General features: G+C 54.0%; 16 protein-coding genes. 15 read left to right on the top strand and 1 reads right to left on the bottom strand.

Annotation, left to right across the window (positions count from 1 at the left end; all coding sequences use genetic code 11):
* The first annotated feature begins 12 nt into the window (after nucleotides 1-12).
* The 6 genes from corC to AC07WB_RS05475 all read left to right on the top strand — a co-directional run bounded on the left by corC (nucleotide 13) and on the right by AC07WB_RS05475 (nucleotide 6061).
* Nucleotides 13-894, top strand: coding sequence for a CNNM family magnesium/cobalt transport protein CorC (corC, locus tag AC07WB_RS05500; protein WP_008103653.1), 882 nt, complete (start codon nucleotides 13-15; stop codon nucleotides 892-894).
* A 4-nt stretch (nucleotides 895-898) separates the two neighbouring features.
* A complete protein-coding gene (lnt, locus tag AC07WB_RS05495; protein WP_097094583.1) occupies nucleotides 899-2425 on the top strand; it encodes an apolipoprotein N-acyltransferase in 1527 nt (508 codons plus the stop codon).
* A gap of 437 nt (nucleotides 2426-2862) precedes the next feature.
* On the top strand, nucleotides 2863-3756 hold the full coding sequence (locus AC07WB_RS05490) for a glutamate/aspartate ABC transporter substrate-binding protein (protein WP_097094584.1): 894 nt from the start codon (nucleotides 2863-2865) through the stop codon (nucleotides 3754-3756).
* Between the two features lie 161 nt (nucleotides 3757-3917).
* The gene (locus tag AC07WB_RS05485) at nucleotides 3918-4658 is read left to right on the top strand and encodes an amino acid ABC transporter permease (protein WP_097094585.1); all 741 of its coding nucleotides are present in this window, start codon (nucleotides 3918-3920) and stop codon (nucleotides 4656-4658) included.
* Complete coding sequence (gltK, locus tag AC07WB_RS05480; protein WP_097094586.1) at nucleotides 4658-5335, top strand: glutamate/aspartate ABC transporter permease GltK; 678 nt, start codon at nucleotides 4658-4660, stop codon at nucleotides 5333-5335. The genes AC07WB_RS05485 and gltK overlap by 1 nt, the downstream gene beginning before the upstream one ends.
* On the top strand, nucleotides 5336-6061 hold the full coding sequence (locus AC07WB_RS05475) for an amino acid ABC transporter ATP-binding protein (RefSeq protein WP_345827086.1): 726 nt from the start codon (nucleotides 5336-5338) through the stop codon (nucleotides 6059-6061).
* A gap of 85 nt (nucleotides 6062-6146) precedes the next feature.
* Here AC07WB_RS05475 and AC07WB_RS05470 read toward each other — a convergent pair whose 3' ends face one another.
* Entirely contained in the window at nucleotides 6147-6629 is a 483-nt protein-coding gene (locus tag AC07WB_RS05470; RefSeq protein ID WP_097094588.1) for a zinc ribbon-containing protein, read from the bottom strand.
* A gap of 222 nt (nucleotides 6630-6851) precedes the next feature.
* On the opposite strand from AC07WB_RS05470, the gene leuS reads away from it, so the two are divergent.
* The 9 genes from leuS (at nucleotide 6852) to rlpA (ending at nucleotide 16748) form a co-directional block, all read left to right on the top strand.
* Entirely contained in the window at nucleotides 6852-9434 is a 2583-nt protein-coding gene (gene leuS / locus AC07WB_RS05465; RefSeq protein WP_494940161.1) for a leucine--tRNA ligase, read from the top strand.
* Nucleotides 9435-9448: 14 nt separating this feature from the next.
* Nucleotides 9449-10048, top strand: a complete 600-nt coding sequence (gene lptE / locus AC07WB_RS05460) for an LPS assembly lipoprotein LptE (protein ID WP_097094589.1) — start codon at nucleotides 9449-9451, stop codon at nucleotides 10046-10048.
* Nucleotides 10045-11076, top strand: a complete 1032-nt coding sequence (gene holA, locus AC07WB_RS05455; RefSeq protein ID WP_494940160.1) for a DNA polymerase III subunit delta — start codon at nucleotides 10045-10047, stop codon at nucleotides 11074-11076. Before lptE ends, holA begins: the two co-directional genes overlap by 4 nt.
* On the top strand, nucleotides 11069-11713 hold the full coding sequence (gene nadD / locus AC07WB_RS05450; protein ID WP_494940159.1) for a nicotinate-nucleotide adenylyltransferase: 645 nt from the start codon (nucleotides 11069-11071) through the stop codon (nucleotides 11711-11713). The genes holA and nadD overlap by 8 nt, the downstream gene beginning before the upstream one ends.
* A 91-nt stretch (nucleotides 11714-11804) precedes the next feature.
* The gene (gene rsfS / locus AC07WB_RS05445; protein WP_097094592.1) at nucleotides 11805-12122 is read left to right on the top strand and encodes a ribosome silencing factor; all 318 of its coding nucleotides are present in this window, start codon (nucleotides 11805-11807) and stop codon (nucleotides 12120-12122) included.
* A 3-nt stretch (nucleotides 12123-12125) separates the two neighbouring features.
* The gene (gene rlmH / locus AC07WB_RS05440; RefSeq protein ID WP_097094593.1) at nucleotides 12126-12596 is read left to right on the top strand and encodes a 23S rRNA (pseudouridine(1915)-N(3))-methyltransferase RlmH; all 471 of its coding nucleotides are present in this window, start codon (nucleotides 12126-12128) and stop codon (nucleotides 12594-12596) included.
* Nucleotides 12597-12629: 33 nt separating this feature from the next.
* On the top strand, nucleotides 12630-14534 hold the full coding sequence (gene mrdA / locus AC07WB_RS05435) for a peptidoglycan DD-transpeptidase MrdA (protein WP_345827089.1): 1905 nt from the start codon (nucleotides 12630-12632) through the stop codon (nucleotides 14532-14534).
* 8 nt (nucleotides 14535-14542) lie between these two features.
* The gene (gene mrdB / locus AC07WB_RS05430) at nucleotides 14543-15655 is read left to right on the top strand and encodes a peptidoglycan glycosyltransferase MrdB (RefSeq protein WP_097097572.1); all 1113 of its coding nucleotides are present in this window, start codon (nucleotides 14543-14545) and stop codon (nucleotides 15653-15655) included.
* 10 nt (nucleotides 15656-15665) lie between these two features.
* Nucleotides 15666-16748 carry an endolytic peptidoglycan transglycosylase RlpA gene (rlpA, locus tag AC07WB_RS05425; RefSeq protein WP_494940158.1) on the top strand — a complete coding sequence of 361 codons (1083 nt, stop codon included), beginning with the start codon at nucleotides 15666-15668 and terminating at the stop codon, nucleotides 16746-16748.
* The last annotated feature ends 31 nt before the right edge of the window (nucleotides 16749-16779 follow it).

The raw sequence follows: 16779 nt of genomic DNA, 5'->3' as shown, positions 1-16779 counted from the left end.
AATTAAAACGCCATGAGCGACGACCATTCTCAAAACAGCGACGCACCCAGTAGTAAAAAGGGATTTTTCTCCCTGCTAATCAACCAACTGTTCCACGGTGAACCCAAAAACCGTGACGAACTGCTGGGGTTAATCCGCGATTCTGAGCAGAAAGAGCTGATCGACCAGGACACCCGCGACATGCTCGAAGGGGTGCTGGATATTGCCGAACAGCGCGTGCGCGATATCATGATCCCACGCTCGCAAATGATCACCCTGAAACGCAATCAAACTCTGGAAGAGTGCCTTGCGGTGATCATTGAATCCGCGCACTCCCGCTTCCCGGTGATCAGTGAAGACAAAGATCACGTCGAAGGTATTTTGATGGCTAAAGATCTGCTGCCGTTTATGGCCAGCGCGTCTGAACCTTTTAGCATCGAAAAAGTCCTGCGTACTGCCGTAGTCGTACCTGAAAGCAAGCGCGTTGATCGTATGCTGAAGGAGTTCCGCTCGCAGCGTTATCACATGGCGATTGTCATTGATGAGTTTGGCGGTGTCTCTGGTCTGGTGACCATCGAAGATATTCTTGAGCTGATTGTCGGTGAAATTGAAGATGAGTATGACGATGAAGAAGATCGTGATATTCGCCAGCTTAACCGTTACACCTATACCATGCGCGCCTTAACGCAAATTGAAGATTTTAATGAAGTCTTTGGCACCGATTTCAGTGATGACGAAGTCGATACCATTGGCGGATTGGTCATGCAGGGATTCGGCCACCTTCCCGCTCGCGGTGAAAGTATCGTCATTGATGGTTACCAATTCAAAGTCGCTATGGCTGACAGTCGCCGTATTATCCAGGTGCATGTAAAAATTCCGGAAGACTCACCACAACCGCAACTGGAAGACGAATAATTCTATGGCTTTAGCCTCTCTATACTCGCAGCAGCGGGTTCGACTGCTGCTGGCGTTAATAATGGGTGCCATTGGCACCCTTTCCTTTTCCCCTTACGATTTCTGGCCTGCTGCAATAATTTCGCTATTTGGCCTGCAGCTTGTGTTGCTGGAGCGTCGTACTCCGCAGGCGGCGGCGATCGGCTTCGCCTGGGGCTTTGGGCTGTTTGGCAGCGGCATCAATTGGGTGTACGTCAGTATCGCCACCTTTGGCGGCATGCCGGGCCCGGTCAATATCTTCCTGGTGATCCTGCTGGCGGCGTATTTGTCGCTTTATCCGCTATTATTCGCCACTCTGCTCAACCGCTTCTGGCCACGCGCTTCGCTATGGCGTTTGGCGCTAGCGGCGCCGGCGTTATGGCAAATTAGCGAATTCCTGCGCGGTTGGGTGCTTACCGGCTTTCCATGGCTGCAGTTCGGCTACAGCCAGATCAATGGACCGCTAAAAGGTTTAGCACCGTTGGCCGGGGTGGAAACCATCACCCTCCTGATGATGGTCATCGCGGGGCTGCTGGTGCATGCATTACATCATCGTAAGGTAAAAAGTCTGGTTGCCGCCGCGCTACTGCTGGTGCTGCCCTTACCGTTGCGTATGGTGCAGTGGTACCAACCGCTGCCGGAGCGCAGCGTTGATGTCGCGATGGTGCAAGGCAACATACCGCAGTCAATGAAGTGGGATCCCCAGCAGTTGCTTAACACGCTGCGCGTTTATACCTCCTCCAGCCAGCCGTTTATGGGCAAGGCACCCATCATTATCTGGCCTGAATCGGCAATTACCGATTTAGAGAGCAATCAGCAGCCGTTTCTGCAGGCGCTGGATGCAGAACTGCGCGCGCGTGGCAGTTCGCTGATTACGGGTATCGTGGATTCTCGCGTGGAAGGCGATAATCGCTATCACGATTACAACTCAGTGATTGTGCTGGGTGGTGAACAACCTTATAGCTATCAAAGCCAGAACCGCTATCAGAAAAACCATCTGGTACCGTTTGGTGAATTTGTTCCGCTGGAAGATCTGCTACGTCCGCTGGCCCCGTTCTTCGATCTTCCGATGTCTTCCTTTAGCCGTGGCGCCTACGTTCAACCGCAGCTGAAGGTGTCGGGTTATAACCTGACCAGCGCCATCTGCTATGAAATCGTGCTGGGAGAACAGGTGCGAGCCAACTTCCGTCCGGATACCAATTTCCTGCTCACGGTCTCCAACGATGCCTGGTTCGGCCATTCGATCGGGCCATGGCAGCATTTCCAGATGGCGCGCATGCGTGCGCTGGAACTGGGACGTCCGCTGCTGCGATCAACCAACAATGGCGTTACCGCAGTGGTAAACGCCAACGGCGAAGTGGAGAAGGAGCTGCCGCAGTTCACGCGTCAAGTACTGGAAGCCAAAGTGACGCCAACCACCGGCGAAACGCCGTATGCCAAAGCAGGCATCTGGCCGGTGTGGATTCTGACATTAATCGGTATTGTGCTGGCGATTCTCCGTCGTCATCGCTAACGCGAGCCCCTCTCCAAACAGGCGAAGTGAATACTTCGCCTTTTTTATACGCTGCTTTCTCTTCCCTGCGCTGTGCTTTTCCCGATTCTCTGCTGCCTTTTTACACTTATTCATCGTACTGGCACGATCATTGCTCTTTATTTCAGTGATTTTCGCAAACATCAGCTTTTATCAGCGTAATGCAACTTTTACGCACTACTTTAAGGCAATTGCGCGCACTGCATTGGCGCAACCGTGGATTTTTGCCTTTTATTGGTGCGGAGCGGCTCGCAAAAAAGAAACTTTTTTGTTTCATTGCGTTAACAATTCGCTATGTTAATCACTATCCTGCGCGCAGTTGCGCTATGGGATAACTAAAAAAGCAGCACGAAATACACACAACATCACAATCTGCGCAGTTTATGTTCTGCGCGACATCCATACGAAGGAGTTGGAACATGCAGATACGCAAAGTGGCATTATCTCTTTTGCTGTTGGGAGCAGCAGCGGGAGCGGCCCAGGCGGAAGATCTCACCGGTACCCTGAAAAAAATCAATGATAGCGGCGTGATCGTCGTTGGGCATCGTGAGTCATCAGTTCCCTTTTCTTACTATGACAACCAGCAAAAAGTGGTTGGCTATTCACAGGATTATTCCAACGCTATCGTGGCTGCCATTAAGGCCAAGCTGAATAAACCCGATTTGCAGATCAAAATGCTGCCGATTACTTCACAAAACCGTATCCCACTGTTGCAGAACGGGACGTATGATTTTGAATGTGGCTCGACAACCAACAACCTGGAGCGCCAGCAGCAAGCGGCATTCTCTGACACCGTATTCATCATCGGCACGCGTCTGCTGGTGAAGAAAGGCGGGGACATCAAAGATTTCGCTGACCTGAAAGGCAAAACCGTTGTTGTCACCTCCGGTACCACCTCTGAAATTCTGCTGCACAAGCTGAACGACGAGAAGAAAATGGATATGCGCATCATCAGCGCCAAAGACCATGGCGACTCTTTCCGTACGCTGGAAACCGGTCGTGCCGTGGCCTTTATGATGGATGACGCGCTGCTGGCGGGTGAACGAGCCAAAGCCAAGAAGCCGGATAACTGGGATATCGTTGGTACACCGCAGTCGAAAGAAGCCTACGGCTGCATGCTGCGTAAAGAAGATCCGCAGTTCAAACAGCTGATGGATGAAACCATCGCCAAAGCGCAAACCTCAGGCGAAGCGTCAAAATGGTTTGAAACCTGGTTCAAACAGCCGATTCCACCGAAGAATCTGAACCTGAACTTCGAATTGTCTCCAGATATGCAGGCCCTGTTCAAAGCACCGAACGATAAAGCACTCTGAATTAACAACGACAACAAGGGCAGCCCCGCTGCCCTCTCGATTGCTGAACATGCGGTGCGGACAGACAGACTGTAACAGGCCGTTCCCCTGAAGCAGGATGCAAGACACCGCTCAACAATCTTATGGGTAGCCTCGCTACCCTTTTTTTACCGGAGCTCGTTATGGGTATCGATTGGAACTGGGGCATTTTTTTAGAGCAGGCTCCGTTCGGCAATACGACTTACCTTGGCTGGCTGTGGTCCGGATTTCAGGTCACCATTGCGGTGTCCTGCTGTGCCTGGATTATCGCCTTCCTGGTAGGTTCCCTCTTTGGCATTCTGCGTACCGTGCCTAACCGCCTGTTGGCGACGATTGGTACCTGCTACGTGGAGCTGTTTCGTAACATTCCGCTGATCGTACAATTCTTCTTCTGGTATCTGGTGGCACCTGAACTGGTGGGAGAAAAGCTCGGCATGTGGTTTAAGTCTGAGCTGGATCCGAACATTCAGTTCTTCCTCTCCTCCACTATTTGTCTTGGCTTGTTCACTGCGGCCCGCGTTTGTGAGCAGGTACGTGCGGCCATTCAGTCACTGCCGCGTGGCCAGAAAAATGCTGGCTTAGCGATGGGTCTAACGCTGCCGCAAACCTACCGCTATGTGCTGCTACCGAATGCTTATCGCGTCATTGTGCCGCCGATGACGTCGGAGATGCTCAACCTGGTAAAAAACTCGGCGATCGCCTCAACCATCGGTCTGGTGGATATGGCCGCGCAGGCGGGCAAGCTGCTGGATTATTCCGCGCATGCGTATGAATCCTTTACGGCCATCACCCTGGCATATGTGGGCATTAACCTGGTCATCATGCTGATTATGAGTTTGGTTGAGCGCAAAATCCGCCTGCCTGGCAACATGGGAGGCAAATAATGTACGAATTTGACTGGAGTTCGATTGGTCCCAGCCTGCCTTACTTATGGAATGGGTTGATCATTACCTTCAAGATCACCGCAATCGCCGTCGTGTTTGGCATTATCTGGGGCACGATTCTGGCGGTGATGCGCTTATCGCCAATTGCGCCGGTGCGCTGGTTTGCCAAGCTGTACGTCAACCTGTTCCGCTCCGTACCGTTGGTGATGGTGCTGCTATGGTTCTATTTGGTTGTCCCTGCGTTCCTGCAGCAGGTGCTGGGCTTATCGCCTAAATCGGATATCCGCCTGATTTCAGCCATGGTGGCATTTGCACTGTTTGAGGCCGCGTACTACTCGGAGATCATCCGTGCCGGTATTCAGAGTATCGCGCGCGGCCAATCCAACGCCGCATTGGCGCTGGGCATGACGCATTGGCAATCAATGAAGCTCATCATCCTGCCGCAGGCGTTTCGCGCCATGGTGCCGCTGCTGCTGACACAGGGCATTGTGCTGTTTCAGGATACGTCGCTGGTGTATGTGTTGAGCCTGGCCGACTTCTTCCGTACCGCCTCAACCATCGGTGAGCGTGACGGAACCCAGGTTGAAATGATTTTGTTTGCCGGTTTGGTCTACTTCGTGATCAGCCTGAGCGCTTCGCTGTTGGTTAGCTATCTGAAAAGAAAAAGGACGGTTTAAATGATTAGCCTGAAAAATGTTTCTAAGTGGTATGGGCACTTTCAGGTGCTGACCGACTGCTCCACTGAAGTGAAAAAAGGTGAAGTGGTGGTGGTCTGCGGTCCGTCTGGCTCAGGAAAATCAACGCTGATTAAAACCGTAAACGGTCTGGAGCCGATTCAAAAGGGCAGCATTGAGGTAACTGGCATCGAGGTGAACAACAAAAAAACCAACCTCGCGCAATTACGTAGCAAAGTGGGCATGGTGTTTCAGCACTTCGAGCTGTTCCCGCATCTGAGCATCCTTGAGAACCTGACGCTGGCACAGGTGAAAGTGTTGAAGCGCGACAAGACAGCATCGCGTGAGAAAGCGCAAAGCCTGCTGAAGCGCGTAGGACTCTCTGCGCATGCCGATAAGTTCCCGGGCCAGCTTTCGGGTGGTCAGCAACAGCGTGTGGCCATCGCACGTGCGTTATGCATGGATCCCGTCGCGATGTTGTTTGATGAACCCACCTCGGCGCTCGATCCAGAAATGATCAACGAAGTGCTAGACGTCATGGTTGAGTTGGCTCACGAAGGGATGACCATGATGGTGGTGACCCATGAAATGGGCTTCGCGCGTAAGGTTGCCAACCGGGTGATCTTTATGGATGAAGGGAAAATTATTGAAGACACGAATAAAGATGACTTCTTTAACAACCCACAATCTGACCGTGCAAAAGACTTCCTGGCGAAGATACTGCACTGATTAGCGCAATAAATTGCGCCGCTACGGTATGTGCGCGTATCCGCAGCGGCGCGATTCATCGCGCGGGGTTTATTCATTCACACAATCAGGGTTCAAACGGCTGACGCTGAAACTGGTCGTGGCCACACTCTGGGCAGCGCGTTAAACTTTCTGGCGTATAAATTGCCCGCGTGAAGCCGCACTTCTCACACACCAGATTCCCCAACCCCACCACTTCACCGCTCTGGTAGACGCCGTGATGGCGTAAATCCTGAAACACCTCACGCCACTCCAGCTGACTTTTATCGGTGATATCCGCCAACTCCTTCCACAGGCTTTCACGGATCACGCGCAAAAACACCGAATCGCCCACCACATCGGAAGACTCCTGATAGCTCAGCGCAAACTCGTGTAAATCACGCCGCACCGCGCGCATCACTTCATTGACCTCAGCCGGCGAGAGCGTTTTTTTCGCCAGCAATGTTTGCCGCGCCTCAGCCACTAACGCATCAACATCGCGTTCGCCATGGTCCAGTCGCTGGGATAATGCTTCAATCGTTGCACGGTATTCCTGCGCCACGTTATTCATTTTATTCTCCTTTCCGCTGCGGATACTGCTGTTAAGTTTAGCTGTTTTGTCATATTTGCATTGCCAGCTGCAGTAGAAATCACAAAAGGGTGAAAGCGGTGGCGCATTCAGGAGAAATCATGCTGGTAGGGGCGCGAAAAGTTGTTGAGGGGCAACCTTATGGGTATGCTATGCGGATCTAAAAGTATGCTTCGCGATTTTCACAAAGGACCACAGGCAGCCATGCAAGAGCAATACCGCCCGGAAGAGATAGAAACCCGCGTCCAACAACACTGGGACGAAAACGAAACCTTTAAAGTGACCGAGCAGGAAGGCAAAGAGAAGTACTACTGCCTTTCCATGCTGCCCTATCCTTCTGGCCGCCTACACATGGGCCACGTGCGTAACTACACCATTGGCGATGTGATTGCGCGCTATCAGCGTATGCTCGGCAAAAACGTGCTGCAGCCAATCGGCTGGGATGCGTTTGGACTGCCAGCAGAAGGTGCCGCAGTGAAAAACAACACTGCGCCTGCGCCGTGGACATACGACAACATCGCATACATGAAGAACCAGCTTAAATTGCTGGGCTTTGGCTATGACTGGAGCCGTGAACTGGCAACCTGTCAGCCAGAATACTATCGCTGGGAGCAGTGGTTCTTCACCAAGCTGTATGAAAAAGGCATGGTCTATAAAAAGACTTCAGCCGTGAACTGGTGTCCGAACGATCAGACCGTACTGGCCAACGAACAGGTTATTGATGGCTGCTGCTGGCGCTGTGATACCAAAGTTGAGCGCAAAGAAATTCCACAGTGGTTCGTCAAAATCACTGCCTATGCGGAAGAGTTGCTGAACGATCTCGACAATCTTGAAGATTGGCCAGAGCAGGTCAAAACCATGCAGCGCAACTGGATTGGCCGCTCTGAAGGCGTAGAGATCACCTTCGACGTCGCCAACAGTGCTGAGAAGCTGACAGTTTACACCACGCGTCCTGATACCTTTATGGGGGCGACTTACGTCGCTGTCGCCGCCGGTCATCCGCTGGCACAGCAGGCTGCCGCCACCAATCCTGGCCTGGCTGAGTTCATCGACGAATGCCGCACCACCAAAGTGGCCGAAGCCGACATGGCAACGATGGAGAAGAAAGGCGTAGCCACCGGCCTGTTTGCCATCCATCCGCTGACCGGTGAAGAAATTCCGGTTTGGGTAGCCAACTTCGTACTGATGGAGTACGGCACTGGCGCAGTCATGGCGGTTCCAGGCCACGATCAGCGCGACTGGGAATTTGCCACTAAATACAATCTGAACATCAAGCCAGTGATCCTGAATCTGGACGGTTCAGAGCCAGATATCAGCACCGCAGCAATGACCGAAAAAGGTTCTCTGTTCAACTCTGGCGAATACAACGGCTTGGATCATCAGGCAGGCTTCAACGCTATTGCTGATGCGCTGGCCGCAAAAGGTGTGGGCGTGCGTAAGGTAAATTACCGTCTGCGCGACTGGGGTGTTTCTCGTCAGCGTTACTGGGGCGCGCCAATTCCAATGGTGACGCTGGAAGATGGCACCGTAATGCCAACGCCAGAAGATCAGCTGCCGGTCATCCTGCCAGAAGACGTGGTCATGGATGGCATCACTAGTCCGATTAAAGCCGATCCTGAGTGGGCAAAAACCACCGTTAACGGCCAGCCAGCGCTGCGTGAAACCGACACCTTTGACACCTTTATGGAGTCATCGTGGTACTACGCGCGTTACACCTGCACAAACTACCACGAAGGCATGCTGGATCCGGCGGCGGCAAACTATTGGCTGCCGGTCGATCAGTATGTTGGCGGTATCGAACACGCCATCATGCATCTGTTGTACTTCCGCTTCTATCACAAACTGCTGCGTGATGCAGGCCTGGTCAACTCGGATGAGCCAGCCAAACGCCTGCTGTGCCAGGGTATGGTGCTGGCTGATGCGTTCTATTATCACGGCGTGAATGGCGAGCGTAACTGGGTTTCTCCAGTTGACGTCACCGTTGAGCGTGATGAGAAAGGCCGCATCGTAAAAGCCACCGATACCGAAGGCCGTGAGGTGGTTTACGCTGGTATGAGTAAAATGTCGAAGTCGAAAAACAACGGCATCGATCCACAGCTGATGGTTGAGCGCTACGGTGCAGATACCGTTCGCCTGTTCATGATGTTTGCTTCTCCAGCAGAGATGACGCTGGAGTGGCAGGAATCAGGCGTTGAAGGGGCTAACCGCTTCCTGAAGCGCGTGTGGAAACTGGCTTACGAGCACGTTGCCAAAGGCGCGACCGTGGCGCTCGATGTCAACAGCCTGAATGACGATCAGAAAGCACTGCGCCGCGATCTGCACAAAACTATCGCTAAAGTGGCGGATGATGTGGGTCGTCGTCAGACGTTTAATACCGCTATCGCCGCCATCATGGAGCTGATGAATAAGCTGATTCGTGCCCCGCAGGAAGGCGAGCAGGATCGTGCACTGTTGCAGGAAGCGCTGATGGCTGTAACGCGTCTGCTCTATCCGTTCACCCCGCACGCTAGCTACGTATTGTGGCAGGCGCTCGGCGGCGAAGGCAGCATTGATGAAGCCAGCTGGCCGGTGGCTGATGAAGCGGCCATGGAGGAAGATTCTCTGCTGGTCGTGGTGCAGGTGAATGGCAAAGTGCGCGGTAAGATTACCGTTGCAACTGATGCCACGCAGGAACAGGTGCAGGCGCGCGCTGCGCAGGAGCATTTGGTGGCGAAATATCTGGATGGCGTCACCATTCGTAAAGTGATTTATGTCCCTGGCAAACTGCTTAACCTGGTCGTGGGTTAAGTTCAGGAGGAACTGTGCGACAACTGATTATCAGGCTGTTTGTCCTGCTTGCGGTAATGATTACCGCAGGCTGTGGTTTTCACCCGCGCGGCACCACATCGGTGCCGGCCGAGATGAAAACACTCATCGTCCAAAGTGGCGACCCGTATGGTCCACTGTCACGTGCCGTGCGCCAGCAGCTACGCATCAACAATGTGAACATCATTGAAGACAGCAAAGCGGCCAGCGCTAAGTACCCAACGCTGCGCCTGGGTGCGGAAGGCCAGGGACGTGATACCGCATCGGTGTTTATCAGCGGAACCACCGCGGAATACTCACTGGTGATGACGGTAACCGCCCAGGTTCTGCTGCCGGGTAAAGGAATCTATCCAATCAGCACTACCGTGTATCGTTCTTTCTTCGACAACCCGAACGCCGCACTGGCCAAGGATGCGGAGCAGGACATGATTGTGCAGGAGATGCGCCAGCGCGCGGCCGAGCAGCTAGTGCGTAAATTGCTTACCGTTCACGCCGCGCAGGAAAGCAACAAAGAGACCTTACCGCAGCCTGAGACGATTGCACCGGGAGAGAATTCACCGGAAGTGTCTTCTTCGTCAGCTACCAGTCTGCAATGATCAGGATTTATCCTGAACAACTGAGCGCGCAGCTTCGTGAGGGGCTGCGCGCCTGTTATTTTCTCACCGGTAATGAACCGCTGCTGATTCAGGAAAGCGCCGATGCTATCCGCGCAACGGCCACCGCGCAGGGGTTTGAAGAACATTTTAGCGTCACCGTGGATGCGCAAACTGACTGGGATGCCCTTTTTGTCAGCTGCCAGTCACTTAGCCTTTTTACCCAACGCCAAACCTTAACGCTGCAACTGCCAGAAAATGGGCCAAACGCGGCCATTGCTGACCAGCTGATAAAACTGGCTACGCTACTGCACCGCGACATTCTGCTAGTGCTTCGCATGGCGAAGTTAACCAAAGCCCAGGAGAACAGCGCCTGGTTCAAAGCACTGAGTGCGCAGTCGGTGTTAGTTCCCTGTCAGACGCCGGAACAGGCTCAGCTGCCGCGTTGGGTCGCCGGCCGCGCCAGGGCGATGAAACTCAACGTTGATGACGCCGCCATTCAGCTGCTCTGCTACTGCTACGAAGGCAATCTGCTGGCGCTGGCCCAGGCGTTAGAGCGACTGTCGCTGCTGTGGCCGGATGGCAAACTGACGTTGCCGCGCGTAGAAGCCGCCGTTAACGACGCTGCGCACTTTACGCCATTCCACTGGGTTGATGCATTGCTGGCGGGTAAAAGCAAACGTGCCCTGCACATCCTGCATCAGCTGGAAAAAGAGGATAGCGAAGTGGTGATTCTGCTGCGTACGCTGCAACGCGACTTGCTCACGTTGCTCCATCTGCAACGTAATCAGGCTAAACAAGCACTGCGCACGTTAATGGACCAGCAGCGTATTTGGCAAAATCGCCGCGCACTGTTTACCGAAGCACTGCAGCGCCTTGATGCGCGTCGTCTACAACGCGTGGTCCATCTGCTGGCAGAACTGGAGCTGAGCATGAAGCAGGATTACGGGCAAAATCTCTGGCCGCAGCTTGAGACGTTGTCGCTGCTGCTCTGTCATCGCGATTTCCCCATAAGCTTTACCGATGTCTAAACTTTACGCCCTCTTTGGCGGCACTTTCGATCCCATTCATTATGGCCATCTGCGCCCGGTAGAAGCGCTGGCGCAACAGGTGGGCCTGAAAAAAGTCACGCTGCTGCCAAATAATGTGCCACCCCATCGCCCGCAGCCCGAAGCCAGTGCCCAGCAGCGCGTGGCAATGTTGCGTTGTGCTATCGCCGGTCGTCCGCTGTTTGAGATTGATACGCGCGAACTGGAACGTGACACGCCCTCATGGACGGTCGCCACGTTGGAAGCATTGCGTGCCGAGCGCGGCGCAGAACAGCCCCTTGCGTTTATCATTGGTCAGGATTCTCTGCTAACGTTAGCCAAATGGCATCGCTGGCAAGATCTGCTGTCGCTGTGTCATTTACTGGTGTGTAAACGTCCCGGCTATGCGACGCAGATGGATACACCAGAAATGCAGCGCTGGCTTGATGAGCATCTTGCCGATGACGTGCAGCAGCTGCATCACTCATCCGCTGGACGGATTTGGCTGGCCGATACGCCGCTGCTCAATATCTCCGCCACAGAGATCCGTCAGCGCCGCCACGCGGGCGCCTCGTGCGCTGATTTGCTGCCTGATGCAGTCATCAACTATATCGATAGCGTTGGCTTATATCGCGGTTGATCGCAGCATGCTATACTGCGCCGCTTCATTTTCGGCTACTTTTTTCCAATCGCTAGCCCGTCCGTAATCACCTGTTTTTAAGGGGAACCTTTTGCAAGGTAAAACACTCCAAGACTTCGTTATTGATAAGATTGATGATCTCAAAGGCCAGGACATCATTGCTATCGATGTTCAAGGCAAATCCAGCATCACCGATTGCATGATTATTTGCACCGGCACCTCGACGCGTCACGTCTCCTCAATCGCCGATCACGTGGTGCAGGAATCACGCGCTGCGGGCCTGAAACCGCTAGGTGTAGACAGTAAAACGGCCTCCGATTGGGTGGTGGTTGACCTCGGTGACGTGATTGTACACGTGATGGAAGCAGAGAGCCGCCAGCTGTATGAGCTGGAAAAACTCTGGAGCTAAGCCTTGAAACTGCAGCTTGTGGCCGTCGGCACCAAAATGCCCGACTGGGTTCAGACCGGTTTCATGGAATATCTGCGCCGCTTCCCCAAAGATATGCCGTTTGAATTGATAGAAGTCACTGCCGGTAAACGCGGCAAGAACGCAGATATCAAACGCATTCTGGAAAAAGAGGGTGAAGCGATGCTGGCCGCCGTAGGTAAAGGAAATCGCATCGTCACGCTGGATATTCCAGGAAAACCGTGGGAAACGCCGCAGCTGGCGCAGCAGCTCGAACGCTGGAAGCAGGATGGTCGTGATGTCAGCCTGTTGATCGGCGGTCCGGAAGGCCTGGCGCCCGCATGCAAAGCCGCTGCCGAACAAAGCTGGTCGCTTTCCGCACTCACGTTGCCACATCCGCTGGTGCGTGTGCTGGTAGCAGAAAGCCTGTATCGTGCGTGGAGCATCACCACGAATCATCCTTATCATCGTGAATAAACGCCTGACAACCCCAGACAAAAAATGTAGCGGATGAAATTACAGAGCAACGCCTTTCGCGATTACACTGCCGAACAGAAACTTTTTGTCCGCCGAGCGTTGGTGGCCTTCTTTGGCATTCTGCTGCTCTCCAGCATACTGGTGGTCAATCTGTACCACCTGCAAATCCTGCGCTTTGACGACTACAGTACGCGTTCGAATGAAAACCGCATCAAACTGGTGCCGGTTGCGCCCAGCCGCGGCATTATTTTCGATCGGAATGGCGTGCCGTTGGCGTTGAACCGCACTATCTACCAGGCTGAACTGATGCCGGAAAAGGTCGAAAACCTGAAGCAGACCTTACAGGATCTGCGACCGGTACTGGATCTGACCGATGACGACATTGATGCCTTTGAAAAAGAGCGCAAACGCTCGCGTCGCTTTACCTCAATTCCGGTAAAAATCGGTTTGAACGAGGTGCAGGTAGCACGTTTCGCCGTCAATCAATACCGTTTTCCTGGCGTAGAAGTGAAAGGCTATCAACGCCGCTACTATCCTTACGGTCAGACGCTGACGCATGTGGTCGGCTATGTGTCTAAAATCAACGATCGTGATGTAACGCGTCTCGATCAGGAAGGAAAATGGCCAAACTATGCGGCAACGCATGATATCGGCAAGCTCGGCATTGAGAATTACTACGAAGATGTGCTGCACGGCAAAACCGGTTACGAAGAAGTTGAGGTCAACAACCGTGGCCGCGTGATCCGTCAGCTGCACGAGCAGTCGCCGCAGGCCGGACGCGATATTTATCTGACGGTAGACCTCAAGCTGCAACAATACATCGAAACGTTACTGACCGGCAGCCGCGCGGCGGTGGTGGTGAGCGACCCACGTACCGGCGAAATCCTCGCGTTAGTATCAACGCCCAGCTATGACCCGAACCTGTTTGTCGACGGCATCACCAGCAAAGATTATAAAGCGCTGCTAAGCGACGAAAACCGTCCGCTGTATAACCGTGCGCTACAGGCCTCCTATCCACCGGCTTCCACCGTTAAACCTTACGTTGCCGTCTCGGCGTTAAGCGCGGGCGTCATTAATCGCAATACCAGCCTGTTCGATCCCGGCTGGTGGCAGTTGCCGGGTTCGGAAAAGCGCTATCGTGACTGGAAAAAATGGGGTCATGGCCGTCTGAACGTGACGAAATCACTAGAAGAGTCAGCGGATACCTTTTTCTATCAGGTCGCATATGACATGGGCATCGATCGCCTTTCAGAATGGATGACCAAGTTCGGTTACGGCCATCGTACCGGTATCGATCTGCCGCAGGAGAGCGCGGGCAACATGCCGACGCGTGAATGGAAACTTAAGCGTTTCAAAAAACCCTGGTATCAGGGTGACACCATTCCCGTTGGCATCGGCCAAGGTTACTGGACCGCCACGCCGATACAGATGAACAAAGCGATGATGATTCTGATTAACGATGGCGTGATTAAGGTGCCGCATCTGCTGCGCGCCACTCGTGAAGGGCAGACCATGGTGCCTTATCGCCAGCCGCCGGATGCGCCGATTGGCGACATTCACTCTGGCTACTGGGAAATTGCCAAAGACGGTATGTATGGCGTCGCAAACCGCGCCAACGGAACGGCGCATAAAAGCTTTGCCGATGCGCCGTATAAAATCGCCGCCAAGTCCGGTACAGCGCAGGTCTTCGGCCTGAAAGAGAATGAGACCTATAACGCACACAAGATTGCTGAACGTTTACGCGACCACAAATTGATGACGGCTTTCGCACCGTACGATAAGCCGCGCGTGGCGGTCACTATGATTCTGGAAAACGGCGGTGCGGGCCCGGCAGTGGGCACCGTGATGCGCCAGATTCTCGACCACATTATGTTAGGCGACAATAATACCGTGCTGCCAGAAGCCACACCGACGCCGCCCGGCTACGAAGGTGAATAAAGATGTCCATGAACGATAATCCGCAGAAAAGGTCGATCTGGACGCGTATCCATATTGACCCATTATTTATGCTGATCATTCTCAGCCTGCTGGCCTATAGCGCCGTCGTCATCTGGAGCGCCAGCGGACAGGACCCGGGCATGACTGAGCGCAAGTTCGGACAAATAGCCATGGGTATTGTGATCATGCTGGTGCTGGCACAGGTGCCGCCACGCGTCTATGAAAGCTGGGCGCCCTACCTCTACATTGTCTGCGTGATTTTGCTGGTCGCGGTCGATGCCTTTGGCCATATCAGTAAAGGCGCGCAGCGCTGGCTCGATCTCGGTTTCGTGCGTTTTCAGCCCTCGGAAATTGCCAAGATTGCCGTGCCGCTGATGGTGGCGCGCTTTATCAACCGCGATGTGTGCCCGCCAACGCTGAAAAATACCGGCATCGCACTGGTGCTGATTTTCATGCCCACGCTGCTGGTGGCGGCGCAACCTGACCTCGGCACCTCGATTCTGATCGCCGCATCCGGTCTGTTTGTACTGTTCTTATCCGGTATGAGCTGGAAGCTGATTGGCGTGGCAGTGCTATTAGTGGCGGCTTTCATCCCCATTCTGTGGTTCTTCCTGATGCATGATTATCAACGTGACCGCGTGATGATGCTGCTGGATCCGGAAAGCGATCCGCTTGGCGCTGGTTACCACATCATTCAGTCTAAAATTGCCATTGGCTCGGGCGGCCTGCGCGGTAAGGGCTGGCTACACGGTACGCAGTCTCAGCTCGAGTTCCTGCCTGAGCGCCATACCGACTTCATTTTTGCAGTGTTAGCGGAAGAGCTCGGCCTGGTTGGCGTATTGTTATTGCTGGTACTCTATTTGCTGCTGATCATGCGCGGCCTGATTATCGCCGCTCGCGCGCAAACGACCTTTGGCCGCGTAATGGCTGGCGGTTTGATGCTGATTTTATTCGTTTATGTTTTCGTTAACATTGGCATGGTAAGTGGTATCTTACCGGTGGTTGGCGTACCGCTGCCGCTGGTGAGTTACGGCGGATCGGCATTGATTGTGTTAATGGCTGGGTTTGGCATCGTGATGTCGATCCATACTCATCGAAAAATGTTATCTAAAAGCGTTTAAGAGGCTGCACATGCGTAAGGACTGGCTTGGGGTTGCACTGGCATCATTGGTACTGGCTGCCTGTTCCACACCGGAACCGCAGAATAACACTGCGCCACCGCAACCGACCTATAACGGCCCGGTGGTGGAAATCCCCGGCGTAGAACCGCGTTATGAACCGATCAATCCTTCTACCAGCCAGGATTACAGCGTCAATGGTAAAAGTTACCGCGTGATTAAGGATCCGTCGAACTACAGCGAAGTGGGTTTGGCGACCTGGTATGGCGATGAAGCACAAGGTAATCGCACCGCTATCGGTGAATCTTACGACCCTGAAGCAATGACCGCCGCGCATCCCACGCTGCCACTGCCAAGCTATGTGCGCGTGACCAATCTCGCTAACGGCCGCCAAATTGTGGTGCGGGTTAACGATCGGGGTCCTTACACGCCGGGACGTATTATTGACCTGTCGCGAGCCGCAGGCGATCGCCTGAATATTTCCAACAACACCCGCGTGCGCGTTGATTACATTAAAGTGGCACCCGATGGTTCCGTCTCCGGGCCCGGAACCATTGGCACTACCGTTGCCAAACAGAGCTATGCCCTGCCCGCGCGTCCAGACCTGGGTGGCGGCATGGTCATGACCGGTGGCAGTGCCCCCGCGCCTGCACCGCAAGATGTACGCCCCGTGGATAACAGTACGCTGCAAAGTAATGGCAACATGGGCGCACCCGTGCAGAGCAGTGGTTTTCTTGGCGCACCGCAGCCCTTAGCCAACGGCGTGCTGGAAGGCAGCGAACCGCCACCAGCGGCACCGGTTCCCTCGTCACCAGCAGCAGCAAGTGCCGCACCCGCCAGCAGCCAAAATGCCCATGCAGGCAGCGGCTATGTGGTGCAGGTTGGTGCCATTAACGATGCGGCGCGTGCGCGTCAGCTGGCGGATAGCCTGGGCAAACGCTTTGGCGTACCGGGTGCAGTTGAAGCCAATGGCAACGTCTATCGCATCCAGCTTGGTGGCTTTAAAAGCCGCGCCGATGCAGTTGCGTTGCAGCAGCGCCTGAACACGGAAGCGCAAATGAGCTCATTTATTACCACTGCCCGTCCTTCGATGTAACGGACAGTGACATTTCCTGCTGAAACTGATT

The sequence above is a fragment of the Pantoea sp. GW821-FHT03E06 genome (assembly GCF_059420725.1).
The sequence above is the reverse complement of the archived record's forward strand: the minus strand, read 5'-3'. Positions and strand labels throughout refer to the sequence as shown.